At 59.8% G+C, this 26227-nt stretch carries 23 protein-coding genes and 2 pseudogenes; 14 read left to right on the top strand and 11 right to left on the bottom strand.

The annotated features are described in order from the left end of the window. Positions 1-17: 17 nt before the first annotated feature. Positions 18-431 (top strand): response regulator, encoded by a 414-nt coding sequence (locus tag ACZ1HK_RS02290; protein WP_472627288.1) that lies wholly within the window; start codon positions 18-20, stop codon positions 429-431. On the opposite strand, the gene ACZ1HK_RS02285 is transcribed toward ACZ1HK_RS02290, so the two are convergent. The 9 genes from ACZ1HK_RS02285 to ACZ1HK_RS02245 form a co-directional block, all read right to left on the bottom strand. After that, complete coding sequence (locus ACZ1HK_RS02285; RefSeq protein WP_472627287.1) at positions 428-1300, bottom strand: hypothetical protein; 873 nt, start codon at positions 1298-1300, stop codon at positions 428-430. The genes ACZ1HK_RS02290 and ACZ1HK_RS02285 overlap by 4 nt on opposite strands. A gap of 32 nt (positions 1301-1332) precedes the next feature. Then, the gene (locus tag ACZ1HK_RS02280) at positions 1333-2070 is read right to left on the bottom strand and encodes an FkbM family methyltransferase (protein WP_472627286.1); all 738 of its coding nucleotides are present in this window, start codon (positions 2068-2070) and stop codon (positions 1333-1335) included. Continuing rightward, on the bottom strand, positions 2067-3104 hold the full coding sequence (locus tag ACZ1HK_RS02275) for a glycosyltransferase family 4 protein (protein ID WP_472627285.1): 1038 nt from the start codon (positions 3102-3104) through the stop codon (positions 2067-2069). Before ACZ1HK_RS02275 ends, ACZ1HK_RS02280 begins: the two co-directional genes overlap by 4 nt. Then, positions 3101-4642: an ABC transporter permease gene (locus tag ACZ1HK_RS02270; RefSeq protein WP_472627284.1), complete on the bottom strand. Its 1542-nt coding sequence runs from the start codon at positions 4640-4642 to the stop codon at positions 3101-3103. The genes ACZ1HK_RS02275 and ACZ1HK_RS02270 overlap by 4 nt, the downstream gene beginning before the upstream one ends. Beyond that, on the bottom strand, positions 4639-5418 hold the full coding sequence (locus ACZ1HK_RS02265; protein WP_472627283.1) for an ABC transporter ATP-binding protein: 780 nt from the start codon (positions 5416-5418) through the stop codon (positions 4639-4641). The genes ACZ1HK_RS02270 and ACZ1HK_RS02265 overlap by 4 nt, the downstream gene beginning before the upstream one ends. A 9-nt stretch (positions 5419-5427) precedes the next feature. Next, positions 5428-6426, bottom strand: coding sequence for an ABC transporter substrate-binding protein (locus ACZ1HK_RS02260; protein ID WP_472627282.1), 999 nt, complete (start codon positions 6424-6426; stop codon positions 5428-5430). 65 nt (positions 6427-6491) lie between these two features. Next, positions 6492-7418: a lysylphosphatidylglycerol synthase transmembrane domain-containing protein gene (locus ACZ1HK_RS02255; RefSeq protein ID WP_472627281.1), complete on the bottom strand. Its 927-nt coding sequence runs from the start codon at positions 7416-7418 to the stop codon at positions 6492-6494. 14 nt (positions 7419-7432) lie between these two features. Then, complete coding sequence (locus tag ACZ1HK_RS02250; protein WP_472627280.1) at positions 7433-9049, bottom strand: sulfatase; 1617 nt, start codon at positions 9047-9049, stop codon at positions 7433-7435. Then, positions 9046-9735, bottom strand: a complete 690-nt coding sequence (locus ACZ1HK_RS02245; protein WP_472627279.1) for a CDP-alcohol phosphatidyltransferase family protein — start codon at positions 9733-9735, stop codon at positions 9046-9048. The genes ACZ1HK_RS02250 and ACZ1HK_RS02245 overlap by 4 nt, the downstream gene beginning before the upstream one ends. A 245-nt stretch (positions 9736-9980) precedes the next feature. On the opposite strand from ACZ1HK_RS02245, the gene ACZ1HK_RS02240 reads away from it, so the two are divergent. Further along, a complete protein-coding gene (locus tag ACZ1HK_RS02240) occupies positions 9981-11498 on the top strand; it encodes an OpgD/OpgG family glucan biosynthesis protein (RefSeq protein WP_472627278.1) in 1518 nt (505 codons plus the stop codon). A gap of 2 nt (positions 11499-11500) precedes the next feature. Here ACZ1HK_RS02240 and ACZ1HK_RS02235 read toward each other — a convergent pair. Further along, a pseudogene (locus ACZ1HK_RS02235) lies at positions 11501-12183 on the bottom strand (fumarylacetoacetate hydrolase family protein). 110 nt (positions 12184-12293) lie between these two features. On the opposite strand from ACZ1HK_RS02235, the gene ACZ1HK_RS02230 reads away from it, so the two are divergent. From ACZ1HK_RS02230 to ACZ1HK_RS02175, 12 genes are all read left to right on the top strand, one after another. After that, positions 12294-13736 (top strand): AMP-binding protein, encoded by a 1443-nt coding sequence (locus ACZ1HK_RS02230; RefSeq protein ID WP_472627277.1) that lies wholly within the window; start codon positions 12294-12296, stop codon positions 13734-13736. A gap of 74 nt (positions 13737-13810) precedes the next feature. Then, positions 13811-15160, top strand: a complete 1350-nt coding sequence (locus ACZ1HK_RS02225) for an acyclic terpene utilization AtuA family protein (RefSeq protein WP_472627276.1) — start codon at positions 13811-13813, stop codon at positions 15158-15160. Next, positions 15157-15456: a DUF4387 family protein gene (locus ACZ1HK_RS02220; protein ID WP_472627275.1), complete on the top strand. Its 300-nt coding sequence runs from the start codon at positions 15157-15159 to the stop codon at positions 15454-15456. Before ACZ1HK_RS02225 ends, ACZ1HK_RS02220 begins: the two co-directional genes overlap by 4 nt. Positions 15457-15713: 257 nt before the next feature. Next, on the top strand, positions 15714-16715 hold the full coding sequence (locus ACZ1HK_RS02215; protein WP_472627274.1) for a taurine ABC transporter substrate-binding protein: 1002 nt from the start codon (positions 15714-15716) through the stop codon (positions 16713-16715). A 109-nt stretch (positions 16716-16824) separates the two neighbouring features. Beyond that, positions 16825-17625, top strand: coding sequence for a taurine ABC transporter ATP-binding protein (locus ACZ1HK_RS02210; protein ID WP_472627273.1), 801 nt, complete (start codon positions 16825-16827; stop codon positions 17623-17625). Between the two features lie 2 nt (positions 17626-17627). Next, positions 17628-18899, top strand: coding sequence for an ABC transporter permease (locus tag ACZ1HK_RS02205; protein ID WP_472627272.1), 1272 nt, complete (start codon positions 17628-17630; stop codon positions 18897-18899). Positions 18900-19553: 654 nt separating this feature from the next. Then, positions 19554-20195, top strand: coding sequence for a L,D-transpeptidase (locus ACZ1HK_RS02200; RefSeq protein ID WP_472627871.1), 642 nt, complete (start codon positions 19554-19556; stop codon positions 20193-20195). A 237-nt stretch (positions 20196-20432) separates the two neighbouring features. Next, positions 20433-21026 carry a hypothetical protein gene (locus tag ACZ1HK_RS02195; RefSeq protein ID WP_472627271.1) on the top strand — a complete coding sequence of 198 codons (594 nt, stop codon included), beginning with the start codon at positions 20433-20435 and terminating at the stop codon, positions 21024-21026. Next, entirely contained in the window at positions 20978-22780 is a 1803-nt protein-coding gene (locus ACZ1HK_RS02190) for a heavy metal translocating P-type ATPase (protein WP_472627270.1), read from the top strand. Before ACZ1HK_RS02195 ends, ACZ1HK_RS02190 begins: the two co-directional genes overlap by 49 nt. Positions 22781-22814: 34 nt before the next feature. Next, positions 22815-23336 carry a TRAP transporter small permease subunit gene (locus ACZ1HK_RS02185; protein WP_472627269.1) on the top strand — a complete coding sequence of 174 codons (522 nt, stop codon included), beginning with the start codon at positions 22815-22817 and terminating at the stop codon, positions 23334-23336. Continuing rightward, positions 23326-24693, top strand: coding sequence for a TRAP transporter large permease (locus ACZ1HK_RS02180; protein ID WP_472627268.1), 1368 nt, complete (start codon positions 23326-23328; stop codon positions 24691-24693). The genes ACZ1HK_RS02185 and ACZ1HK_RS02180 overlap by 11 nt, the downstream gene beginning before the upstream one ends. A gap of 54 nt (positions 24694-24747) precedes the next feature. Continuing rightward, positions 24748-25245, top strand: coding sequence for a L,D-transpeptidase family protein (locus ACZ1HK_RS02175; RefSeq protein WP_472627267.1), 498 nt, complete (start codon positions 24748-24750; stop codon positions 25243-25245). Between the two features lie 38 nt (positions 25246-25283). On the opposite strand, the pseudogene ACZ1HK_RS02170 reads toward ACZ1HK_RS02175, so the two are convergent. Beyond that, a pseudogene (locus ACZ1HK_RS02170) lies at positions 25284-26067 on the bottom strand (ZIP family metal transporter). Between the last annotated feature and the right edge of the window lie 160 nt (positions 26068-26227).

The following is a 26227-nucleotide window of genomic DNA, read 5'->3' as shown; positions in this document are numbered from 1 at the left end:
TTTTTGGAGGGCGGTAAATGGCGAACGTACTCTTGATGGAGGATGACGCACTTCAGAGCGCACACGTGGTCGGAATTCTCGAGGAAAATGGCCACGACGTGGTAAGTTGTTCGAACGCGACAGATGCTTTGATTGCGGCTTCGACCGAACGGTTTGATCTTATCATCACGGATATCATTGTGCAGGTGGGAGGGCGAAGCCAGCCCGATGGTGGGATCAGTCTGATCGGGAAGGTCAGGCGCCTGATGGGTCGTGAATGCACGCAGGCAAATGTGCCGATCATCGCGGTCACCGGAACGTACAAAAACCCAGGTATGCGCGACATCCTGACGACGGCCCGCGCAATCGGCGCCACGGACGAACTGAAAAAACCGATCAAAGAAGCCGAGTTGCTTGACCTTGTCACTTCGTTGCTGGACCGGAAGCGTTAAGCCCGGCCCAAAAGCCGGAGCTTTGCATCCAAAAAAGGCAGCAACACGTTGCAGAGCGCCATCAATTCAGCGGATGGCACGCGCTGCCGCGCACTTTGACATTCGATCACACCCCATGGCGCACCATTCCGGCTCAGTCGCAAAGTGACGGAGGATTGCTGCCCCGCTTGCGCCAACCTGCTAATCGCGCCCGATGCCGGGGTGCGCGACAACGCCAAGGACAGATCCACGTTGCATGCAGGTTGATCTGCCGTCGCGAGCAAGGGAACTGGCCCTGCCTGTGCATCGGCAATCACGCCAATCGTTCCGGTGTCACTGGGCCAAAGATTTGCCCAATGGGCCATTTCCTGCAGCGCGCTGTCTTTGCTGCGCCGCTTCGACTCAGCAATACATCGGGCCATATCAGCGCTTTGCCGGTTCCAGATCAGGACATGGTCGGACCCCGTAAAATGACGCAGAAGCGTAGCGAGTTGTTCGGCCAAGCCAAGCGTCAGCTCTTGCGGCAAAAGCTGGGACATGACGGCTTGGGCGATATCGATTGTGGCGGTGCTTCCGAACTCGGGTGCACGTTTCGGGAACACTTCAATCACGTACAGCCGATCGGATGCGAAAGCGCGCACATTGTGAGACGTGCCGAGATCCCCTACGCCCGCAACAGCAACTGCGCTGTCTGTGAAGGCAGGATTTGACGCGGCATTGCGCAGTCCGTGCCACAGCTCGACCCCCAGAAGATCACGCATGTTCGCGTTGAGTATTTGGGGCGCTTCAAGACCCAGGATACCGTGGCACGTCTCGCTGACATGTGTGATCCGCGCCGTTTCGGGATCAACCGCGATCAAGCATGCGAAAGGCTGGTGGTATTGCGTCATATTAGCAGCATGGTGCGTTCGGACTGCGGCGTCTACGTCTCAATGGCATCTATCCGCTTCGCGAAGATGTCACCGGAATTGGCGGCTTCTGGCAGGTCGATGAGTAGGCGGGCCATGTCAGTTGCGGGCAACCAGTCGGGGCGCAGAACATGGTCTTCCCCAAGGCTCCAATTGAAGCGATAGGTCCCGAGCTCTGCCAAGCGATCAAGGCAGTCTATTGCGACGGTTCTTTGAAGCGTCGTGAATTCAAAGGATAGTGCGGAAATGGGGTGGCTCAGCCCTTTGAGGGCTTCGAACTCATAGCCCTCGATATCGATCTTGATAAACTCCGGTATTCCTCGGGTCGCTATCAGTTCGTCCAGAGTCGTCACCGGTACGTCGATCTGGCTGTCCCAAGTTTGGGTGCTCCATGCCTGCGCGTTCTGTGCGGCTTTCACCAGTTCGTCTGACGCCGTTGAGACCGTCGGATTGGACGAGTTGATGTGAAAGGGGAGTGTGCCATGCTCCGCACCAACAGCGGATTGCATCAGAATGGCGTCCGGGTTGCGGCCATGGATCAGGCGCAAGGCGCGGAAGACCCTAGGCTGTGGCTCAACCGCCAAAACGCGCGCGCCCAGGCGCAGGAAACTTGCGGTCCGGTCACCCACATGTGCGCCAATGTCAAAGGCCAAGCTGCCGGGACGAATGAAGAGCGCATTCAGCCGGTCCATCCGGTCTGTGCGCGCCGCGTCGCGGTAGTAGACATCGAAGGAACGGCGGAGGCTTGTCATAGACTGTTCAAGACGTTGCTGGCCGTGCGTGCGGTGTCTGCCCATGTCGGCAAGGCCGCACCCGCCCGTTGCGCGGCTTGCGCCGCCGCTGTTCGCTTGATGTGGTCGGTTAGCATCGTTTCCAATGCGCCGGCCAAGGCGGTCGCATCGTCCGGCGGGGCGAGTAGACCGGCATCTGCCGGTACGGTTTCCGGGACAGCCCCCGTCGCGCAAGTGACAATGGGCAAGCCGCGCGCAAGGGCTTCGTCAAAGACGATGCCATAGCCTTCGTACCTTGTCGCAAGGGTGAACAGCGTGGCCTGTGCATAGAGCTGGTCTAGGTCGGGTTGGGGCAGGCGCCCTGCAAGCGTGACGCGGTCGGAAAGCGCGAGGTCACATCGCAAATTCTCGAGCGCTTGCGCATGGTCAGGATCGTAGGGAGAGCCCACGATCGTTGCGTGCCAGTCGAGATGAGTCAATCTGGCCAATGCTTTGAGCAGGATGTCGTGGCCCTTGCGTGGATGCTGGATGCCCACAGACAGGATCAGCGGAGGTTGCGTGGGCGTATGGGGCATGGTCGGGCGAAGGGTGCCGGGTTGCGCGATTGTGATCTTGGACTCTGGTACAGCGTAATCGCCGATCAGGATCTTGGCTGTGTGCGGGCTGGGGACGAGGACATGCGCGGCGAGCGCAAGGTTGTCGCGCTCCGTCTTGAAAAGATGCGCTTTGGTCTGTGGGTCCAGCCCCGTCTCTAATGCCAATGGATGGTGGATCATAGCGACGATGGGCGCGCGGACTTGCATCAGACCTTCGGTGTCGATGGATCCGTAGACAAGGCCATCAAGGATCAGCGTGCGGTCGCTTGGCAGGGCCGCTAGTTCGGTAACGGCGTGAGTCATATGCTGTTCGGTGGGCGCAGGAAACGTGTCGCCCAATGGGATATGGTCCAGGTCATGCCCAAGATCGCGAAGCCCCTCTAACAGGCGGCGTTCGTAGATGTAGCCACCCGTCAGCGTCGTAAGCTCGCCCGGGATGGCGAAGGCGGCCTGTTTCATGCCAATTGCTCCGGCGCGTAGGTTTGTAGCACCCGTCGCTCAAGCGCTCCGACTAGGCCGTAGCCCAGGACCGAAAGCAAAGTGGTCAGCACAACGGCGCTCCAGAGCATGTCGTAGTCCGACAGCGACGCAGACAGCGCCATAAGCGCGCCGAGGCCATTGCCGGTGGCGAGCCATTCGACAACCGTCACCGCAAGGATCGAGGCGGGCACGTTTATACGGGCGGCAGCGAAGAAGGCGGGCAGCATGGCGGGCACGCGCACATGTCGCAGGATTGCCATGTCAGACGCAGCGTAGGAGTGCATGACATCCGTCGCGCGCCCCGGGGCCTGACGCAATCCGTGAAGGCACGCGATGAAGGTGGGGAAGAAGACCATGATGGCGATGAGTGTGACCGTTCCAACAGCACCGCGCCCGAGGAGCAGGACGACCAGCGGCGCGGTTGTGATGATCGGAACTGACCGCAGCGCGATGGCCAGCGGCATAGCCGTATTGGCAAGTGATGGGGCGAGGATGATGGTCATAGCCAGCGTCGCACCTGCCAGCAATCCGGCGAGATAGCCTGGGAAAAGGAAAATGAGCGTCTCATTCAATGCTGCCGCAAGGGCTGCGCGTGTCTCGGCCGCGTCTGGGGCAAGGAAGAGTGCGTCCACCAGATCATCCGGGCGTTTGGCAAAGAACGAAGACAGGTTAAGCGCATCGAGGCCGACCCACCAAAGGGCGAGGATGGCAGCGGTGCTGAAGGTAACCATGGCGATCAATGAGAACAGATTACGGCGCTTGGCGGCGGGGGCTGCAAGGATCACAGGTGGCTCTTCCGTCAGGACCCAGCGCGCGGCGTAGCCAATCGCAAGGTAGGCCAAGACCGCAACGGCCGTGGCCACGGTTGCAAGCGCCCAGGTCATCTCGATGTTGAGGTCTCGCATCGCACGGATAGTCAGCACGCCCATCCCGCGTTCGGCCCCCGTGAATTCACCGACCATGGCGCCCAGAAACGCGGCAGGTGCTGCGATTTGCAGGCCTGCGACCAGGTACGGAAAGGACGCCATGGCGCGCACACGAAGCAGCGCGGTCATCCGGCCCCGACCATAGCTGCGCACAAGATCCAGCCAATCGGAGGGAACGGCGCGCAGGCCGACGAGGAGCGGGATTAACGTGGTGTAGTAAACAGCCAGCGCGGCGAGCGTGATCTGCGGCCCCGCGCCGGGGCCAAACAGGATGCGCAGGACAGGGCCGGTGGCCACAAGGGGCAGGCAGAAGACCACAAGGGCCAAAGCACGCACCATGTTTTCGGTGCGCGGTAGTGCGATAGCAAGACCAGCAAGCAGGATGGCTGCGGCGTTGCCGATCAGGAATCCTGCAGCGGCGTTGGACAGCGTGACACCAAGAGCGCGCGTCAAAAGCCCTGCATTTTCATATAGGTAGAGCAGGATCGCGGAAGGCGCCGCGAGGACAAAGGCACTGGCGAAGAGATGGGCAAACCCCTCCCAAAGGACAAGGGCCAGGATCGGCCCGATCCATTGCCTTAAATGCGTCATTGGGCGGCTTTGGGCAAAGTGTCGGCCACGCCGTGGCTGAGCGCTGCGAAGGTTGCATCAACATGGGTTTGAAACGCAGGCAGGGCCTTGAGATTTGACGGGCGCGGACGCGGCAAGTCGACCTTGATGTCCGCCACTATAGCGGCCGGTCTCGGAGAAAGGACAATAATCCTGTCGGATAGGGTCACAGCCTCTGTCACCGAATGGGTGACCAAAAGCGTTGTTGTTCCGCGTGCCTCCCATATGCCGGGCAGGTCGGCGGCAAGCTGCGCGCGGGTGAGTTCGTCGACGGCACCAAAGGGTTCGTCCAGAAGCAATAGGTCAGGGTTTGTCGACAGCGCCCGGGCAATGGCCGCGCGTTGGCGCATCCCCCCCGAAAGGGCCCCGGGGCGGGTATCGGCGAAGCCATCGAGCCCTACCAAATGGATCAACTGGTCGATTTCAGCCGCCTTGCGCGGTTTGCGGGCCAGATCCAGAGCCAGCTCGATATTTTGGCGGACCGTGCGCCACGGCAGAAGCGAGGGATCCTGAAAGGCCACGGCAAGCCCGGCGCGGGCAAGGGTATCGGCGGCAGGCGCACCGCCGATCGTGAGCGTCCCGGAGGATGGATCTTCCAGCCCTGCGATCATTCGCAATAGCGTGGACTTGCCGCAGCCCGAAGGCCCGACAAGCGCCGTGGTCTGGCCCGCCACCAGGGTGAGGTCGAGCGGACGCACCGCCTCAACCCCGCCGGTATAAGTCTTGGCCAGCCCTTTGCAGATGATCTCTACGGACATTGGCGTCCCTTAGCCGTGAACTTCTTCCAGGATTGAACGATCCCAGAGGTCCGCTGTCACTTCACGGCCCAGAAGCCTGAGGGTTTCGATGTTGGCCTCAACCGTTTCATCGGTCCACCAGCCGAAGCCGTTTGCATCGGTCAGGTCCGAGAACATCAGCGGCACCTGACGTTCGGCCTGCAACAACTGCGTTTCACGGTCGAGGCCCGCATCGGGGAACATCGAAAGCGTCAGGTCGGTGGCCGCTTCGGTATCCTCGCGGTAGGCCGCCCAACCGGCGACTTCGCCAGCCATAAGTGCCACGATGTCGGCGCGCCGATTGGCGAGGCTGTCTTCGGTCACGATGTAGGTTTGCGAATGGACGGCATAGCCATGGTCGGCCATCAGCATCGTCTCATTCTCGACGCCTTGAACGGTCATGGCGACGGGCAGGTCGGTGGCCCAACACAGCAGGCAATCGACTTCACCTGCGACAAGGGGCTGGGGCGAATATTGCGTCGGCACGATCTCAATCGCGTCGAAATCGACGTCGTTGATGGTGCAAAGCGCCTGCAGCACTGGCGTGTTGGCCAGCGCCATACCGATGCGCATCCCTTCCATGTCCGACGGCTGGTTGACGGGGTTGGCGGAAAGCGAGGCGATGGCGAATGGATTATTCTGCATCGCGACGCCGATGATCTTGAACGGTGCGCCTTCCGAGACGGCGGCGGCGGTGTAGTCGGCGGCCGAGATGCCCATAAGCGCTGTTCCTGATACAACGGGCGGCTCGACCGGTGCGTTGGGCCCGCCGGGTTGCAGGGCGACGGAGAGGCCGCGTTCCGCCCAAAATCCGCGATCTTGTGCGATGTAGCTGCCCGCGAATTGTGTCGAGTGAAGCCAGGACAGCTGGAAGTTAACCGCCGTCTGAGCATGGAGCAGGCGTGGCGACAGCCCGAGGTAGGCTGCGCCAAACGCGCCGACGCCGGTGGCCAGAAGGGAGCGACGAGAGAGGCCGGAAGAAGGTTTCATGTGAAAGTCCTGTTCGTTGCAAGTGTATAGTTTTGTTGACAGTTTTCAGTCATTCGCGCGCAAACTCAAGGCTTTGCTTCGGAATTGTGATCGGCGGTGAGTTCTGGCGCATGGCGAAGCATCAGAAGGCCGGGAAGGGTCACGGCAAGAAAGGTAAGGCCAAACGCGACCGATGCAGCGAGCCCTGCGCTGGACGAAAGGCCCGCGATTGGAAACAGGGCTGCAGCAGCGCCTTCGCGCAATCCCCACCCGCTGACAGAGAGGGGCAGAACCATCGCGAAAAGGATCATTGGGACAAGGGCTGCCGCGTAAAGCAGGGGCATCGGCGCGCCAATTGCGATGGCGCAAAGGGAAAAGGCTGAAACATTCAGCGCGGCGGTTGCGATGCTGAGATTGGCTTGGCGGGAAAAAATCGGTGCGGCCAAAACAGCGTGGTGAAACTGCGCAAGGCCGTGCCCCATGAAACTGCGGCGGAAGATGAGAGCCGCAAACGACAATAGGGCCAAGACCGCCAGGGCACCCCAGATCGCAAGTTGAATGCCCCACGGCCATTGCAAGCCGGATGGGTCTAGTGCGTTGAGGACCAGCGCGCTTATCAGCACGACCAACAGCCCAATCTGCCCCGCAATCCGCTCAAAAAGAACCGACTGCCCGGATGCCAGAAGCCCGGCAGGACCGCGGGTGCGGACGGCGCGCCCCGCATCCCCAAGGACGCCTCCGGGCAAGGATTGGTTGACGACCTGACTGAGGTAGTATTCGCGAATGGCCTGACCCGCCGGCAATTCTATCCCGAGACGGGCGGCGGTCAGACGCCAGCGAAAAGCCGACAGGATTGTCTGCAGTGTCAAAAGCAGGGCTGCGACAAGCAGAAGCAATATGTTGGCGCCACTCAGGAGTGTCCATGCCTCAGCCCAATTCACAGTGCGAAACAGAAGGTATGCAAGTGCTGCAAGCACAAGCGACTGCAACACAATCCTAAGCCACCAGGGCATTATCAGATGCCCGTTCAATTCCCCAGCTCCGCCGCATCGCTGCGGAATGCGTGCAGGACAATATCGCGGGCCATCTCCATCCCAAGGGCAGGGCTGTCTGATGGCGGCAAGAGGCCAGGTGCGGGTGCAAGCGACGTCAGCCGAGAGACCAAAGCGTCCGGTCCAATCACGTGGACAGGCACTTCGGCCCGGTCGTCCAAGCCAATGAAACCGGCCGCCTGATGATCGCCAAGCGCAATGACAAGCGGCGGGTTCTCTGCGTGCAACGCGATATAGTCGAAAACGACTTGCAGAGCATAGTCGACGGCCAAGCGGTACTGGTCGCGAACACGGTCGTGGTCGCGCCAGACGACTTCAGGAGGATCACCTGCCAATGCCATATCGTTGAATTCGGAGCCGTCGGTGATCTCGTTCCATGGCAGAAGCTCGGGCACCGGCGTCCAGGGCGCGTGAGAGGAGACGAGGGCAATCTGAGCGAACAGGCGGCGCGGATCTGAGCCGTCGCGGAGCAGCCGGTCGAGCGTGGCCAGCGTGTACTGGTCGGGCATCGTGACCCAATTGAAGGGCAGGCCGGCATAGCCAGTATCGGCCGCAACCAACACATCCTCGAACCCCATCATGTCGGCCTCGGGCCAATCCAGCGTGATCTGCGGCATCAGAGTGGCAGTACGAAACCCGTTGGCGGCGGCGTGATGGTATAGGTTGTTGCGGCCACTGGCTAAGGCGGCGGCATAACTGATCTGGTTGTCGACCCACAGCCCATTCGCGAAAGTCGCATGGGCCAGCCAGCTTTGCCCGCCTTGTGTGGGGGAGGTAAGGAATCCCGATTGCATCGACAGGCCAAGGCTGCTGAGGCGCGCCTCAGCTGCCTCCAACGTGGCGCGATGGGTCTCAGCGTACAGAGGTGTGTCAAAACTGGTGCGGCCATAACTTTCAATAAAGATGATCAGCACGTCACGGTCGATCTGGTCGAAGAGCCCGGTCGTATCGACAAATGGATCTTGTGCGGCGGCTTGATCAAAGGCGGCAAGGCGCGCGCGCGTGTCGCGGATCATCTCGATCCGCTCTAGTCCGACGCGGGCCGTGAACGCAGCCCCGGGTACACGCGCCGGCAGGGTCCAACGATTGAGCGCCTGACCAATCTCGGCCGTCGCGATTGCCGCCGAAATAAGGGCCAGAGGAACCGCGGCAAACCGTGCCGTGCGTGGTAAAGCCAGACCTGCCCACATGCCCGTCGCCCACCAGATCAGCCATGCGACGGCGATGATGAGCGCCAAAGAGGCGCAGCCAATCAAGATCGTCACTGGCACACCGACCGACCCGGTCAGAAGACGAATGAATGCGTCGATCAGTGAGAGGTCAGTGACGGGGTTAAATCCACGCGATAAGGCGGTGAAACTGACGAAATCGGCGGATTTGAGGGCAACGAGGACAGTCAAAACGGATGTGAGCGCAACTCGAAGCAGTCGAGACACCCCAGTTTGTCCAAGTGCCATCAGTGAAAACAGGATGACGGGCAATTCCAACGGAAACAGAAACAGCGCTTGCCAAGAAACGGCTGCAGGGTGGTTCGGTTGGATCAAGACCAGATGCAGCACCAAGGCCGCGCTAAGAAGGGCCGACACCCTCATGCGCGCGCGGCCCGTCTAAGCCATGAAATGTCACGCCAAAACGACCATAGCAGAGCCAAGGCAGCGATGGCGGCGACCAAATCTGTCAAAGGGGATCCAATAGGCGGGAACACCATAAGCAGAAGCGTTCCAATCTGGATAACGCAGACCACCTTACGAGAAAAGCGCGGCGGCAGGTCACCGTTCAGCCAAGGCAAGATGAGTTGCGCCGCCCCAAAAACGTACCGCGGGATGCCGAGCAGCAGCACGTACGCCCCGGCCGACCCGCTTTGGAACGCGAGGGCGGCAAGCGTGAGGGCAAGGATCGAGTCGACTTCCATATCGAAGCGGGCTCCAAAGGCAGAGCTGAGCCCTTCGCGCCGCGCAAAATACCCATCCAGACCGTCAAGACCGAAGGCGAGCGCGGCAACGACAAACACGGGCCACGCAGACCATTCGCCCGCAGACAAGGCACCAACCAATGCGCAAGCCAATGCAAGCCGCAGCAAGGTTGTCAGGTTGCAAAGGCCAAGCCTTTCGTGCGGATATCGCCGCGCGAAAGCTGCCGCTGCCACCCCTGCACACGCGGAAAATGCGGCTGCGGCCACGAGCCCGCCGCCAAGCTCAGAGCTGTCTGTCGCTAGCCCACCAAGGCCAAACGCCAGGCAAAGCCCCGCAACAGCCGAGCCTAAGAACGCCAAGTTCACCGCGCGCGGCTTCACAATCCTGAGAGGGATGCTGCGGGCTTGGGCCGCGTTCTCAATATTTGTTGGTCTGTTGGTCAAAATCGAATGATGTGCAAGCGTTGGATGCCCTTGCCCCGATCGCGGTATGGGGGTCAGATCAGGCGGTAATGGTAACCTGCCAAGGCCTACAAGAAAGGCCTTTGCGTGGAAAATGACAAATTCGGCAACAGCTTACCGGCAGTATGCTCAATTTGGAGGGGCAAAGCATGGACCGAAGGCTGTTTTTAGGCACTGCGCTGGCCGGAATGGTGGCCCGGGGCCTTCCCCTTGCGGCACAAGACGGCGTGCCGTCATTGCGAGAGGTCGCGCGTGCCATGTCGGCCGAAGCATATGTCGCGCCCTCAGGGGTTCTTCCGGCACCCTTCGCGGGGCTGAATTATGATGCCTTTCGCGGTATTCGCCCAATTGTCGGGCAGGCCGCGATGTTGCCCCAGGGCGGGTCGTTTGCGGTCGATCTGTTGCCGCCCGGCCTGTATTTCCCGGATCCCGTCACGGTGGAGCGCCAAGTAGCAGGAGTTTGGGCGGATCTTCCGCTGACCCCGTCCTTGTTTGATTTCGACGCAAGGTATTTCGACGCAGTGCCGTCCGAGGCCCCGGGCGCCGGGTTTTCTGGCCTGCGCCTCCGATACCCTTTGAATGCCGCGGATGTCATGGACGAAGTGGCAGTGTTTCAGGGCGCCAGCTATTTCCGCGCAATCGGTCAGGCGATGGCTTACGGGCTTTCGGCGCGGGCCGTTGCCCTTGGCACCGGTGGAGCGGCCCCGGAAGAGTTTCCGCGCTTCACTCACATGCGTGTGCACGAAGGGGTGGGCGACAGCATCCGGATGGAGGCCTTGATCGACAGCCCGTCCTTGTCCGGCCACTTCGACTTGGTCCTGCATCCTGGCGTAGATACGGGCATGGATATCTCGGTGACGCTCTTCCCGCGCGCGCGGCTCGACACAATCGGGATAGCGCCGCTGACGTCGATGTACCTGAAAGGCCCGATGCGGGATGCTGCCTCCGATGATTTCCGCCCGCGTGTGCATGACAGCGATGTCCTGTTCATGGAAAACGGTGCAGCAGAGCGTCTGTGGCGACCCATTGGCAATCCGGCCGCGGTCGAAACCTCGGCTTTTGGTGATGTGAACCCGGTCAGTTTCGGCCTCTTCCAGACCGCACGGACATATGAGGATTTCGAGGATAGTGAAGCCCGGTACGAGGCACGCCCCTCTGCCGTAATCCACCCGCAAGGGGAGTGGGGCGCGGGGGCAGTCATGTTGGTTGAAATCCCAACGGGCACAGAGTTTCTGGATAATATCGTGGCGTTCTGGCGACCCGAGGCCGCGTTGGAGGCCGGTGGTGAATATCAGTTCGATTACCGGATCGACTGGACCTTGACGGATCCGGATACCGGACGCGCCGCCCGCGTTGTGCAGTCACGCAGCGGGCGGGAACATGAATATCCAGGCACCCGACGCTTTGTTGTCGACTTTGAGGGCCAATCAGAAGGCCTGACCCCCGATCTAAGCGTTTCGGGCGAGGGGGCATTGCCGGAGATGGTAGCCGGTGCGGCCTTGTTCGATTTGCCGGAGGGGCGCGGGCAGCGGGCGACCTTCCTGTTGACGCCCGGAGAAGAAGCCCGCGCGTTGGAGTTGCGCTTGGTGCTGCGCGATGGGGCCGGAATGGCGATCAGTCCAGTCTGGCTTCACCGTTGGACGCGCAAGCGCGACGGGCGGGAATGACCCTAGACAACGGTCACGCTGATCTCGCCCAAGCCCTCGATAGAGGCCAGCATCGTATCGCCCCGCTCAACCGGTCCAACGCCTGCGGGCGTGCCGCCAAGGATCACGTCACCTGCGGCAAGCTCGAAATATTCCGACAGGTATGAAATCATCTCAGGCACTTTCCAGATCATCTGGTTCAGGTCGCCATCCTGTTTGACCACATCGTTCACCGACACCGCAATGCGCCCGGCATCAATATGGCCGATCGTCGAGGCCGGATGGACCGGGCCGATGGGGGCGGAGCGTTCGACTGCTTTGCCGATCTCCCACGGGCGCCCGGCTTTCTTCGCTTCGCCCTGCAAATCACGACGGGTCATATCCAATGCAACGCCATAACCCCAGACATGATCCAGCGCTGATGAAACGGAAATGTCGGTGCCGCCTGACTTTAGGGCTATCAAAAGCTCAACTTCGTGGTGAACGTTTTGACTGTGTGGCGGGTAGGGGAACTGGCCCGAGGGATCGAGGTTGTCAGGGTTTTTTGAAAGAAAAACGGGGCCTCGCGATTTGGATCATGACCCATCTCAATGGCGTGATCGGCAAAATTTCGACCGATGCAGTATACTCGGCGGACCGGGAAAGCCCCTCCATCTGCGGTTGGAATTGTGTGTTGCTTCGGTGCAGCGATGACGAGATCGGACATAGGCGTTTTCCTTGCAGCTTGGGATTGGCCTAACATGACGTCCGGGCATGGCCAATGGGGTGACCATGTGCTTGGTTTCAGAGAAAGTCTTTGAGGGGACGAGGATACGCATGAACACCCTGATTTCGGCCTTGTTGGGTCATCAGCCAGAGGGCGCTACGTTTCTGGAAACTCCGGATCGTGCACGGATCACCTATGGGGATCTGACGCGCCGCGTGGCCCAGACGCATGGCCATTTGCAGGCTGCGGGCGTCGGCCCCGGGGACCGTGTCCTATGCCAGATTGAGAAATCGCCGGAAGGGTTGGTGTTGTATTTGGCAACCGTTGCAGCGGGGGCTGTCTTTGTCCCTCTGAACACAGGCTATACGGGTGCCGAGATTGACTACTTCCTTGGGGATGCAGATCCAGCCCTGCTGATTTTGGACGACGCCAAGCAGAGCGCGCAAAGCTTAGCGGAAGCGCGGGGCGTGGCGGTGGCAAAACCCGCTGACTTGGTAAAAGACGGCGCGGAACCGGCCCCTGTTCCGCGAAAGGCCGACGATCTGGCCGCAATCCTTTACACATCAGGCACCACCGGGCGATCAAAAGGCGCGATTCTGACCCACGAAAACCTGCTGTCGAACGCGCAGGTCTTGCGGGATCTCTGGCAATTCACAGACACAGACACCTTGCTGCATGCTTTGCCGATCTTTCACACCCATGGGCTGTTTGTGGCAACAAATATCATGTTGCTGGCCGGGGGACGCATGGTGTTTCTGCCCGGGTTCGACATCGACACGTTAGCCCGTCATATGCCGGACTGCACAGCGATGATGGGGGTGCCGACCTATTACACGCGAATGTTGGGGGATGCGCGCTTCAACCAGAAATCGTTGGCACATATGCGGTTGTTCGTTTCCGGCTCGGCCCCGTTGCTGGCCGACGCGCATGCAGAATTTGAGGCACAGATGGGCCATACGATCCTGGAACGCTACGGCATGACCGAGACGAATATGATTACATCAAATCCGTATGATGGCCCTCGCCGCGCGGGCACGGTTGGTTTGCCATTGCCAGGTGTCGAGATGCGCATCAGTGCGCAGGATGATCAAGGGATCGGCGTGGTTGAAGTGAAAGGCCCCAACGTGACGCCCGGCTATTGGCAGAATGCTGAGAAAACGGCGGAGAGCTTCACTGACGATGGCTGGTTCATCACGGGCGATCTGGGACAGGTTGCTGCTGATGGCTATCTTTCCATCGTCGGACGCCAAAAGGATCTGGTGATCTCGGGCGGGTTCAACATCTATCCGAAAGAAGTCGAAGTTGAGATCGATGCACTTCCCGGCGTGGTTGAGAGTGCGGTCTACGGCCTGCCTGACCCGGATTTGGGCGAGGTCGTTGCCGCAGCGGTGGTGTTGGAGCCAAACGCCGACCTTTATGAGGCGGCCATTTTGGCGTCGCTCGGCGACAAGTTGGCCCGTTTCAAAATTCCCCGGCGCGTGCGCATTCTTTCCGAGTTGCCGCGCAACACGATGGGTAAGGTTCAAAAGACGCAGTTGAGGGCCGATGGTTAAGGCAGCCTTCAGTCTTGGGGATTGAGACACGAAGCCGAGGCGCCTATGACATACGCCTTGAACAGGGATGTTTCATGACCAAAATTCTTATTCCTTCGGGTGCGCTTGGGCTTGGCTATGATCGCGCGGCTTTGGCGCGCGGGATCGCGGAACGCCCCGACCTGATTGCCATTGACGGCGGCTCGACCGACAGCGGCCCGCATTACCTCGGTACTGGCACCTCGAAATACTCGCGCAGTTCGGTGAAAGCCGAATGGAGAGAGTTGATGGAAGCGCGCATGGAGGCAGATGTGCCTCTGGTCATCGGAACCGCCGGGACCTGCGGGGCCGACAGTGCTGTTGACTGGATGCTCGACATAACGCGGGAGCTTGCGGAAGAGCTTGGCCAGCCACTCAAAATCGCGACCATCAAAAGCGGGCAGGGCGGGGACACCATGGCCAAGGCCTATGAGGATGGTCGGATCACCCCACTTGAAGCGGCGCCAGAGATTTCCGTCGATCTTCTTCGATCGTGTACAAACATCGTCGCTCTTGCAGGGGTTGAGCAGATCAACGCGGCGCTTGAGACCGGCGCGGATATCGTGATTGCGGGGCGCACGACGGACACCGCAATTATTGCGGCGTTACCGATTGCCCGAGGTGCGCATAGCGGCGGGGCCTGGCATGGTGCGAAAATCGGGGAATGCGGCGCGCTTGCAACGACCAGCCCCTACTCTGGCACTATCCTGATCGAGTTCGATGAGACGGGATTCACCATCACGCCCATGGGGGAAGAGGCACGGGCCACGCCGTACACTGTTTCGGCCCATATGCTTTACGAGAATTCTAACCCCTACGTGCTTTATGAACCAGGTGGGCATCTTGATGTGACGGGCGCCCGTTATGAGGCTTTGGATGCGCGACGTGTCCGTGTCACGGGCAGTGAGTGGATCGCTTCGGGCACCTACACCGTAAAGCTTGAGGGCGCGCGATCCGGCGGCTTTCAGACGGTATCCCTCGCCCTGGTTCGGGATGCGCGGTACGTCGAAAACATCCGTGCTTGGATTGCCGATATCGAAACGCAATGCATCCAAAAAGCTCGGGCCAGGGTCGACGGGGATTTTTCACTGGAGTTGCGCCTGATTGGTGCTGACGCAACATTGGGTCCGCTGGAACCTTCGGCGGGCATCGCAAGTGAAGTCGGCGTCATGGGGATCGTGACGGCGGAGCGGGAGGACATTTCCCGTGAGGTCGCCAAGATCCTGAACCCATACCTCTTGCATCATCCGCTGACGGAGCAGGAAGAAATGCCGACCTTCGCCTTTCCTTTTTCGCCTCCTGAAATGGCACGAGGCGAGATTTTCGAGTTCTGTCTGAATCATGTGCTTGAACTGGACGATCCACTGGACGCCTTCCGGATCGAAACATGTGAGGTTGGACCATGACCACTCTGGCAGATATCGCGACCAAGGTGCGCTCAAAGAATGCGGGGCCGTTTTGGCTGACCTTCGACATTTTCTGCGCCGGAGAGGATGAGTTCCAAAAGGTCTGCGCGGCGATGCGAACGAAACGGGTAGCCGCGGCGCTTCAGGTCGATCCGGATGCCCTCAAGCGATTTGAGATTGCCGACCTCAACGTGCTGAAATTCAGCCTGCCACGCCCGCAGATCCAAGGGACGCGACAGGACCGAGACATGCACGGCGCGTCCTTCGCAACCATCCTTGCTGAGCTTGAGGTGTAGCTAAGGGTTCTTTCGCACCTCACGCAATTGATTTGCAATCGTCTCGGTTGGCCAGTCTGTTCGTCAAATCTGGACCTAGGCACCCCGAGGTCTCCATCTGAAAGGTGTTGACGGCGTTCAGACGCTCAACCTACGCTCGCGCGTGGTGAGCCGTCGGTTCTCCACAACAAAACTCAATGTCCGTTAAGGTGCGTGAAACCCGCCGAAAATACGGAACTGGTCCAGTCCATACGGACGGATCCCGACAGGAGAGAACAATGAAAAAGACTATCGCCTCGCTGCTGGCTGGCACCGCGATCCTTGCGTCCGGTCAGGCAGCATTGGCCGACGGCCATCTCGAAGAGATCACCGTAGCCTACTTCCTTGAATGGCCGATGCCGTTCCAGTTTGCCAAAGTTGAAGGCATGTACGAGGAGGCCATGGGCGTCTCGATCAACTGGGTCGCATTCGACACCGGTGTTGCGATGTCCGCCGCCATGGCTTCGGGTGACGTGCACCTTTCCGTATCGCAGGGTCTGCCGCCGTTCATCGTCGCAACCTCTGCCGGTCAGGACCTTGAGCTGCTCGACGTGGCCGTGTCCTACGCCGACAACGACAACTGCGTTGTCGCAGAAGCGCTGGAAATCGATGCTTCGAACGCCGGTGACCTGGCGGGTCTGACTGTCGGTGTGCCGCTCGGTACCGCCGCGCATTACGGCTTCCTCGCCCAGATGAACCACTTCGGTGTGGATGTGTCCTCGATGAACGTCGTCGACATGGCGCCGCCCGATGGCGCGGCTGCCTTCGCACAGGGTGAGCTGGACATGGTCTGCGGCTGGGGCGGCGCGCTGCGTCGTATGCTGGAGCACGGCAACGTGCTTCTGACCGGTGCAGAGAAGACCGAACTTGGCATCCTGGTGTTTGACGTAACCTCGGCGCCTGCGTCGTTCGTTGCAGAAAACCCCGAACTGGTGGAACAGTTCCTGGCCGTGACGGCAGAAGCCAACGCCATGTGGGCGGCTGGCGACAACCGTGACGCGATGCTGGAAGTCATCGCCAACGATGCCGGTATGGATCTTGAAGCGACTGCACAGACCATCGACACCTTTGTTTTCCCGTCGGTTGAAGAGCAGCTCTCTGAAGCATGGCTCGGCGGCAATGTCGGTGAATTCATGACTGGCGTTGCAACTGTGTTCGCCGATGCAGGTTCGATCGACGGCACGCTGGACGATTACGGCTCGCTCGTGAACATTGCTCCGCTGCAGGCTGCTGCTGAGTAAGGCAATAGCCGTTTGATATCGGCCCGCCGCGACGAAGCCCTCGCGGCGGGCTTTTTCTTATCCGCCAGGTCCCCAGATCGGCCCCTTTGCGTCGGAGTTTGCCCCGCCCATGTCGGAACTCGCAATTAACAACATATCCATGCGCTTCGAGCTGCCCGATGGCGGTGCTGTACAAGCGCTAGAGGATGTCAGCCTGAACCTGAAGCAGGGCGAGCTGATGTCTGTCCTCGGCCCATCGGGCTGTGGGAAAACGACCCTTCTCAACATCGTTGCCGGCTTCCTGGCCCCAACCGCAGGCTCAATCGAGATCAACGGCCATGAGGTCACCGGCCCCGCACCCGAGCGTGGCATGGTGTTCCAGAAAGGCGCGCTTTTCGAGTGGATGAGCGTGCGCAAGAATGTGAACTTCGGCCCGCGCATGAAGAGCATGCCGGCAAAGGAAGCCGCCGAAATCACCGACCATCTGCTTGATGCGGTGGGCCTGCAGGACTTCAAGGACAAAGCCATTTATGAGCTTTCCGGCGGTATGCAACAGCGTGTGGCGCTCGCGCGCTGCCTCGCGAATGACCCCGACGTCATCTTGATGGATGAACCTCTTGGCGCGCTGGACGCGCTAACGCGAGAGAAAATGCAGGGCCTCGTCCTGAAATTGTGGAAAGAGACCGGCAAGACCATCATTCTGATCACCCACTCGGTCGAAGAAGCTCTGCTTCTGGGCCAGCGGCTGGTTGTGATGGCGCCGCGCCCGGGCCGCATCCATTCCGAATATGAGCTGCCCTTCGCACAAGAAGGCGTCGGAAAGGACCTGCGGGAGGTGAAACTTCACCCCGAGTTCAATCCGAAGCGCGAAGAAATCCTCTCCCTCATCTGGGAGATGGAAGAAGAAATCATGGGCCGGAAGGAGGGCTGATAATGATCGTTCTAGCGTTCTACGTAGCACTCTTTGTGGGCTGCTATTTCGTTGTGAAACTGGTGCGCTCGCAAATGGATGCGCGCCGCGATTTCACCTCTTTGAAAACCGTGACCTTCGGTGATGAAAGCGCCGTGACGCCGGACCGGGTGGCGTCGGTTCTGTCCGTTGTGTGCCTGTTCTTCATCTGGGGCGCCTTCACCAACTCGGCCCTCGTGCCGCTGCACGTTCCGGGGCCTTATTCGGGCGATGTTGAATTCACCTACACCGCCGAGACGTCGGATGGGGAAAGCGCCGATGCGACCGTATTCATCCGCGTCTATGGTCGGGATGAGGAGGAAGGCGATCCGCCCGAGATCGACGAAGGCGATGGCCTCGCGCTGAATGATGCAGGTTCGGCTGGCGCATGGGGGTCGGTTCTGATCCGCGCCCCGCGGAACGATCCAGGTGCCGAAGGTGATGATGGCTATGGCATCGTTGCAATCAACGGAGAGCCGATTGCCACGAACGAAACTGTGCGTGTGGACAACGGGACTGTCACGCTGACCCAGCGCGGCTCGCTTAACTTCACGCCGACTGCCGGTATGCAGATGCAGCCGATCTGGCTGCCAGCGCCCGAGGCGATCTGGTTCCGACTGAAGGAAATCTGGACGGACGGCTACCAGAACTCGACCTTGTTGGAGCACCTCTGGGCATCGCTTTTCCGCGTTCTTGGCGGTTTCTTCTTCGGCGCGCTGGTGGGCATTCCGCTTGGCTACGCGATGGGCTTGAGTGGATGGTTCCGCGGTTGGTTCGACCCCATCGTCGAATTCATGCGCCCGGTTCCTCCGCTGGCGCTTATTCCGCTGGTCATCATCTGGTTCGGCATCTTCGAGACCGGCAAGATCGTGCTGCTGTTCCTGGCGGCCTTGTGGATCATGACCATCGCGGCGCGGGCCGGTGTGGCCGGTGTGAACATCTCAAAGATCCACGCGGCTTATTCGCTGGGGGCGTCAAAGGGGCAGATCCTGTGGCATGTGATCGTGCCCAACTCGCTGCCGGAGATATTTACCGGCGCGCGGGTAGCGATGGGTGTGTGTTGGGGCACAGTGGTTGCCGCCGAACTTGTGGCCGCAACCCAGGGCGCGGGCATGATGATCATCGCCGCCTCGCGCTTTCAGCTGACCGATATCGTGATCCTCGGGATCATCTTGATCGGCATCATTGGCTTCGGCATCGACATCCTTATGCGTGCTGCCGAGAACTGGCTGGTGCCGTGGAAGGGCAAAAGCTAACAAAGCCCAATGGAAAAAGAAAGCGGTCCGAATTTTCGGGCCGTTTTCATTTTGGTGGGTCAAGTGCCGCTCAAACCAAAGCGATGGAAGTGGTCAGCATTCTGCGATAACACGACCTCCAATTTCGAGTTGGGACGGGTCCAGACGTGACTATCACGCAAAACATGAAACTTGGGGAAAACGCCCGACATTCCGTCGCCGCGATGATAGATTGGACGAGTTATATTTAATTTCAATGGGTTAAGGGGTGTCGTGTGCACTATGTGTGTAACGCCAAATCGCCTTCTGGCGCGGTCTGTCGGGCGTTTGGCGGCTGTGTGTATTTGGTGAAGTGGAAGAGAGTTGAAGTCCGAACGACCCGAGGAGCTGACCGATTTTTTTGAGCGGACCTGGTCATCTGTGACCTCGTGTTGCGGACCAGAGGTTCAAATGGAGGTGTGGCGATGCGTCTCGCCGATTGTACCATGAAAGGCAAAGGGCGAACTGAACGTTCACGTTCCCGTTAAATCTGCAAATTCGGCATTTTGCGTCCAACTTTTCGCTTGAACCTCCAGCTACCGGAGGCGTTACAATGAGGTGGACAAACTGTGGGCAAGCCGATGGACAAACTGTGGGCAAGCCACTGAAAGACAAATTTTGATGCGGGGAAAACAGATGCTGACGAGACGACATTTCATTCAAACGACCACGGCTTTGTTTTCGGCCGCATTGGCTGGACCGTCGTTGGCAAATAATTGGCCAACAGAGTCGGAAATGGCGTCTTGGGACGCGCAGGTTACGCCGCCGGGTTTTGATCTGGCTACCACCAATCCGTGGGGCTTGAACCCTCGTCTGCTGCCCCAAAGGGTGGCAGCGAACGATGGGCTTGTTCCGGGTGACATTCACGTCGATGCGACCGCGCGCTACCTGTACCATATCGAAACCGGTGGAACTGCGATGCGATATGGCGTCGCCATTGGCCGTGACGGGTTGTACCAACCGGGGACTTACACGATCCGTCGCAAGGTCGAATGGCCACATTGGACCCCCACTGCAAACATGATCGCGCGGGAGCCGGAGGTATATTCGCAGTATGCCAACGGGCAGGAACCTGGGCCCAACAATGCGCTCGGCTCACGTGCGCTGTATTTGTATGTCGGTCAGCGAGATACTTACCTTAGGATCCATGGCACACCACAGCCTTGGTCAATCGGAAGTCGCGCGAGTTCCGGATGTGTGCGAATGGTTATGCCACATATCAACGCTCTCTTCCCCAATGTCGAAATCGGATCCATGGCGCGCCTTTATCCGGCTTAGAAAAGTCGAAGCCAATAATCCGGGGTCTCACAAACGTGTCTTTGCTCTCGTCAGGCACCAGACTTGTTAAGAGGGAACTATGCCGTACTGCCGGGTGTGGTTTCTTCTTTGCGGGTGTTCAATCTGCGCCGAGAGCGTCTTTCAGCAACCTGCGGGTTGGCGAAAATTAACCTCTTGAAGCTATAGTGACTGTAGGTGCTATCTCGGTTCCATCATACCGAATCCCGAGGTGACACCATGCCGTCCGAAACACACCGTCACGATCATTCCGAGAAAACGCACACGGATGGCGATGCCTGCTGCGGCAGCGCCAATTCTGGTGGAGATATTGCCCCTTCCGCTGTTGCCCCATCCTCGGGGCGCAGCTTTCAGGTGTCTGGCCTAGACTGCGCTGAGGAAGTCTCGATCCTCAACAAGGTGGTTGGGCCCAATGTGGGCGGCGCTAAGCATTTGGCCTTCGATGTCATCAATGGCCGAATGACCGTTCTGGATAGCGCCAGAGCGATTTCGGACGCACATGTTGCAGAGTTGGTCGCAAGCACCGGCATGACAGCCAAGCCGTGGGATGCCGACAGCGCATCAGTCGATCAGGCTGCACACCTTGCCCGCCAAAGGGTGTTCACGTTCCTCAGTGGGGGCTTTTGGGCCGCAGGCTTCATCTGGCACGTGGTTGAGACCGGCTTGGGCGGGGCTGTCGGGCTCTTTTCCGGCCACGGGGAAGCGCCGATGCCGTTGATCGAGGTTGCATTTTTGCAATCGCGATCCTGTTCGGCGTCTGGCTCGTGGCGCCCAAAGCGTGGTCCTCCGCGCGGCGGCTTTCGCCCGACATGAACCTGCTGATGGTGGTGGCAGTTGCGGGCGCGATCGGCCTGGGGGAGTTCTTTGAGGCGGCAACGGTTGCGTTCTTCTTCTCGCTGTCTCTCTTCCTGGAAAGTTGGAGCGTCGGACGCGCAAGGAATGCGGTCTCCGCACTTCTCGATCTCGCGCCGCCAACGGCGCGGGTGATCCGCGATGACGGCGCCGAAATGGACATGCCTGCCGCAGAATTGGTCGTAGGCGACCGCTTCATAGTGCGCGGCGGCGACCGTATTCCGCTTGATGGAGAGGTCACATCCGGGATGGGAGCCGTCGATCAGGCGCCGATCACCGGTGAAAGCGCGCTGGTACCGAAGGAAACCGGGGATGACGTCTACGCAGGCACAATCAATGGTGAAGGCACACTGACGGTGCGCGCTACCAAGTTGGCATCGGACACGGTGCTGGCCAAGATCACGCGCATGGTTGGCGATTCCCATGCACGCCGCGCGCCGGTAGAACAATGGGTCACGAAATTCGCACGCATCTACACGCCCATCGTGATGGTGCTGGCGATCGCGATTGCAGTTCTGCCGCCGCTCATCGCAGGCGGGGCGTGGGACTACTGGTTCTACAACGCGCTTGTCCTTCTGGTCATTGCCTGCCCCTGCGCGTTGGTGATCTCAACGCCTGTGTCAATCGTTGCGGCACTTGCCGCATCTGCTCGGGCTGGGGTGCTGATCAAGGGCGGGGCCTATGTCGAAGCGCCCGGCCGCACGACGGCGCTGGCGATGGACAAGACCGGAACGATCACCATGGGCGAGCCAGAGGTGGCGTCCGTGCATCCGTTGGGAACCGCGACGGCCAGGGACCTGATCGAGATGGCTGCCGGTCTTGAGGCGCGATCCTCGCACCCATTGGCGCGCGCCATTATTGCGCGGGCCGAGGTCGACGGCGTCACGGTGTCTGCCGCTGAAGATACTCGCACTGTGCCGGGTCGCGGGCTTGAAGGGCGCGCTGCTGGCCGTTCGATTTGGCTTGGCTCTGACCGTTTCGCGGAAGAGAAGGGATTTGGCAGCGCCATTCCAAAAGACATCCGCGACCGGATTGAAGGCGCTGGAAGCACGCTTGTCGCCGTGGGCGACGACACGGGCGTCATGGGACTTCTGGAGTTGCGTGACAGGATCCGTCCAGACGCTAAAGGCATCGTGGCGCGGCTTCACGCACAGGGCGTGAAAACCATCGTCATGCTGACGGGCGATAACGAGCGCACTGCGCGCGCCGTCGCCGCCGAAGTGGGCATCGACGAGGTCCGCGCTGAGCTTCTGCCCGAAGACAAAGTGAAAGCCATCGAAGAGCTGGTCGAAACCCACGACATGGTGGCCATGATCGGCGACGGCGTGAACGACGCACCCGCCATGGCGCGGGCGCATTACGCGATTGCCATGGGTGCCGTCGGCTCGGATGCAGCGATTGAGACGGCGGATATCGCACTCATGACCGACGATATCGGCAAGGTGCCTTGGCTTATCGGCCATTCACGCCGGGCCATGTCGATCATCCGCCAGAACATTGCGATTTCGCTGGCGACAAAGGCGCTGTTTGTTGGCCTGACGGCCTTCGGGATGGCGTCCATGTGGGGCGCTATCGCTGCAGATGTTGGCGTGTCGCTGGTCGTAGTTGCCAATGCCCTGCGGCTTCTGAACGCTGGAGAGTCAAAGCCACCACCTGCCGGTGGAAAGCGGGTCGGCGCGCAGATGGCCAAGGGGGCCTTGGCGCCTGGACAATAAGGTGGCGCGGGAGGGCGGCGAAGGTGGGGGCAGAATGCGCATATTTGACGTGCTGGAAAAGATCATCCATTCGATAGGTGTGGGGACCGCTTGGCTGACAGTGGTCCCCATCGCGTTTTTCACCGGCCTGCAAATGCTTGATCGCAAACTACACCTTGGGGTGTCGTCGTATCTTCCGGACATTTCGACGTCCTTGCTGTTCATCCTGATCTTCATGACATTCGGGTTCACCTATCTACGGGACGGCCATGTGCGCGTGGACGTGTTTCGAAGGAATTGGCCGCCACGCCGCCTGGCTTGGATCGAGCTTGGTGGTTGCCTCCTCGTCGTTCTGCCCCTCGCGGCCATCCTCACCTACTACGGCTGGGATGGGTTGATGCGAACAACGCAATTCGCGGACAACGACATTTGGGCACGCCGCATTGCCGCTGTGATCGGCCCGGTGGTTCTGGGATTGGCCGGGCTTATCGTCATCGCGCGGAACGTCGCGTTCCTGCGCGGCAATCGCGACAACCTCTCCCCATTCTCTGAGGAAGACCTTCCCCGTGGAGACTGAATTCCTGGCCATCGCCATGCTGGGTATTCTGGCGCTCGGTGTATTCAGCGGCTTTCCCGTGGCTTTGGTTCTGACGGCGACTGGCTTTCTTGCCTTTGTGGGGGCGGTCTGGCTGGAGGCTACGGATTTCGGCCACTTGGGTCTGATCTACCTTCGCGTGCGTGGCATCCTGACGAACGAAGGGGTGCAGTTCACCACCGTGCCTCTTCTGATCTTTCTGGGGCTGGTGCTGAACGCCAGCGGCATTTCATCAACCCTGTTTCGAACACTGGGGCAGGCACTCAGGAGGCTCCCCGGTCACTATGCCATTGCCACGTTGTTAATTGGCCTGATCCTCGCCCCCGCCGCTGGAGTGATTGGAGCTTCCGTCGTGACCGTGGCATTGGTGGCCTACGCCCCGATGCTGCGCTCAGGGTATTCCGCGTCAGCTGCAGGATCGGCCGTGGCGGCATCCGGCGCGTTGGGCGTCGTCTTCCCCCCGGCGGTCCTTCTGTTCTTCGTGGCCAATGTCTTTCAGCTTCGTATTTCCCTGATGTATTCGGCCTTGGTCGTTCCAGTGCTCATTCTGGTTTTCTTCTTTTCCGTCTATTTTTCCGTCACGCTGAGAGGGCGTATCGATATCTCACTTTCGGACGAAGCAAAGCCGACCCTGCGGGATGTGGCGTCCTCGATTCTGGCGATTGCGGTGATCGCCGCCATTCCCCTCAGTATCATGGGCGGGGTCGCGACCCTGTCGGAAGCTGCGGGCGTCGGGGTCTTTGGCGCGCTATTTGTTATGGCGGTTCGCGGTCGCATGACAATTGAGCGGCTGAACAAGACGATTGTGCAGACGGCGTCCATGACCTCGATGGTATTCTTCATCGTCGTGGGTGCATCGATTTTCTCGCTCAGCTTCAATCTGTTGGAGGGTGGGCAGCTGCTTCTTGCGTGGATTGATGGATTTGACCTTGGGCGTTGGGCGACCCTTGGCATGCTGTTGGGCGTTATTCTTGTGCTGGGGTTCGTGTTCGACTGGATCGAAATTCTGCTCGTGTTCCTACCGATCTTCCTTCCTGTGTTCGCACAGCTGGATTTCTCCGATCACGTCGGGTCGGTCTATTTCTCGCAGGTCTGGTTGGCTGGTCTGATCGCATTGGCGCTTCAGACCTCATTTCTCACACCGCCGTTCGGATATGCGCTGTTCTTCGCCAAAATGGCGGCGCCACCGAGCGTCAATCTGGCCGATATCTATCGCGGCGCGGGACCGCTCGTGGTCATCGAAGTCGCACTGATTGCCTTGCTGGCATGGCGACCTGAATTGATCACATGGCTGCCACAACTTGTTCTTTCGCGATTAAACTCGGCTTTGATCAACTAGATTTGGCATGCTAACTATCGTCATGAGGCATAGTCATAAAACCGAGCTTTCTCCATGAAACGCCGCATCTTTCTTTTGGGTACGATCACCGCATTTCTGTCCGGCTGCGCCAGCAGGTTCCGGGACTACGATGGACCGCAGGTCACGCGGCTCAGAATGTACAAGGATGAGCGTTTGCTAATCCTTGATGGCGCTGAGGGTGAATTGCGGAGGTTCCCAATCGGACTTGGCTTCGCGCCCGTGGGTCACAAACAGTTCGAAGGCGATGGCCGCACGCCCGAGGGGGCATACATTATCGACCGCCGCAATCCGAACAGCGAATTCCATTTGTCCATCGGTATCTCCTACCCGAATGAGGCCGACATCGCGTTTGCGGAGTCGCACGGTCGTTCGCCCGGTGGAGATATCTTCATCCATGGCGGTCCGCGGCGCGGAATTGACCCAATGAATGTGCGGGATTGGACGGCGGGCTGCCCTTCTGTCACGGATCGGCAGATTGAGATCATTTATGCGATGGTGCAGAACGGCACCCCGATTGATATTTATCCCTGACGGACGCACCAACTTGGTGAGGGCAGAATCTTCCGCAATCACCCCAGGTAGACATCTAGGAACAGCATAATCACGAGGCCGATCGCAAGGCCGAGGGTGGCCTTGTTCTGATGGCCACTGCGGTGGGTTTCGGGGATGATCTCGTGGCTGATGACATAGAGCATCGCGCCCGCAGCAAAGGCAAGGCCCCATGGCAACAGCGGCTCTGACAGCGTGATGATGCCTGCCCCAAGCAATCCGCCGATGGGTTCGACCATGCCGGTGAGCGCTGCGATGCCCCACGCACGCCATTTGGAATAGCCTTCACCAAGCAAAGCCACAGCGACGGCGAGACCTTCGGGCGCGTTCTGTAGGCCAATACCAATCGCAAGGGGCATGCCGCCTTCCATGCCGCCGGACCCGAACCCAACACCAACTGCAAGGCCCTCTGGAAAGTTGTGGATCGTAATCGCGATGATGAAAAGCCAGACCCGCCGGAGGGACGCACCTTCGGGCCCTTCGCGCCCGGTGTTGAAATGCTCGTGTGGGAGCTTTTCGTTCATCAGCGCAACCGCACCCATCCCGAGCAGTATCGCGACGCAAACGATGGCCGCAGGCGCTGCTTCGCTCTCGAGCCGAATATCAGCTGCGTCCAGGGCGGGAATAATCAGTGAGAAGAACGAAGCCGCAAGCATCACGCCTGCCGCGAGATCCGAGCGAAAGATCACGGGTGGACCGCGATGGGACACGGCCGAACAACACGGGCAGGGCTCCAACTGAGGTAAGTGATCCGGCAGCGAGGCTTCCGAGGAAGCCGAGCATTACTGGTGAGAGGGTTTCCATTGCAGGCCAATCCGTATGTCAGTTTAAATGCGACTTATTCTCAATAGGCCTGCCTTGTCCGTATGGGAAGGCTTGTTCGAGTTTCGCTTTTTGTAGCCGGTACTGATACTGGTCGAGACCAAGTGTCGTGATTGCATCTCGCAGAACGCATCAGAGCCGT

Source organism: Gymnodinialimonas sp. JB5-7, from assembly GCF_055693405.1.
This window is presented reverse-complemented; position numbering and strand designations above follow the sequence as displayed.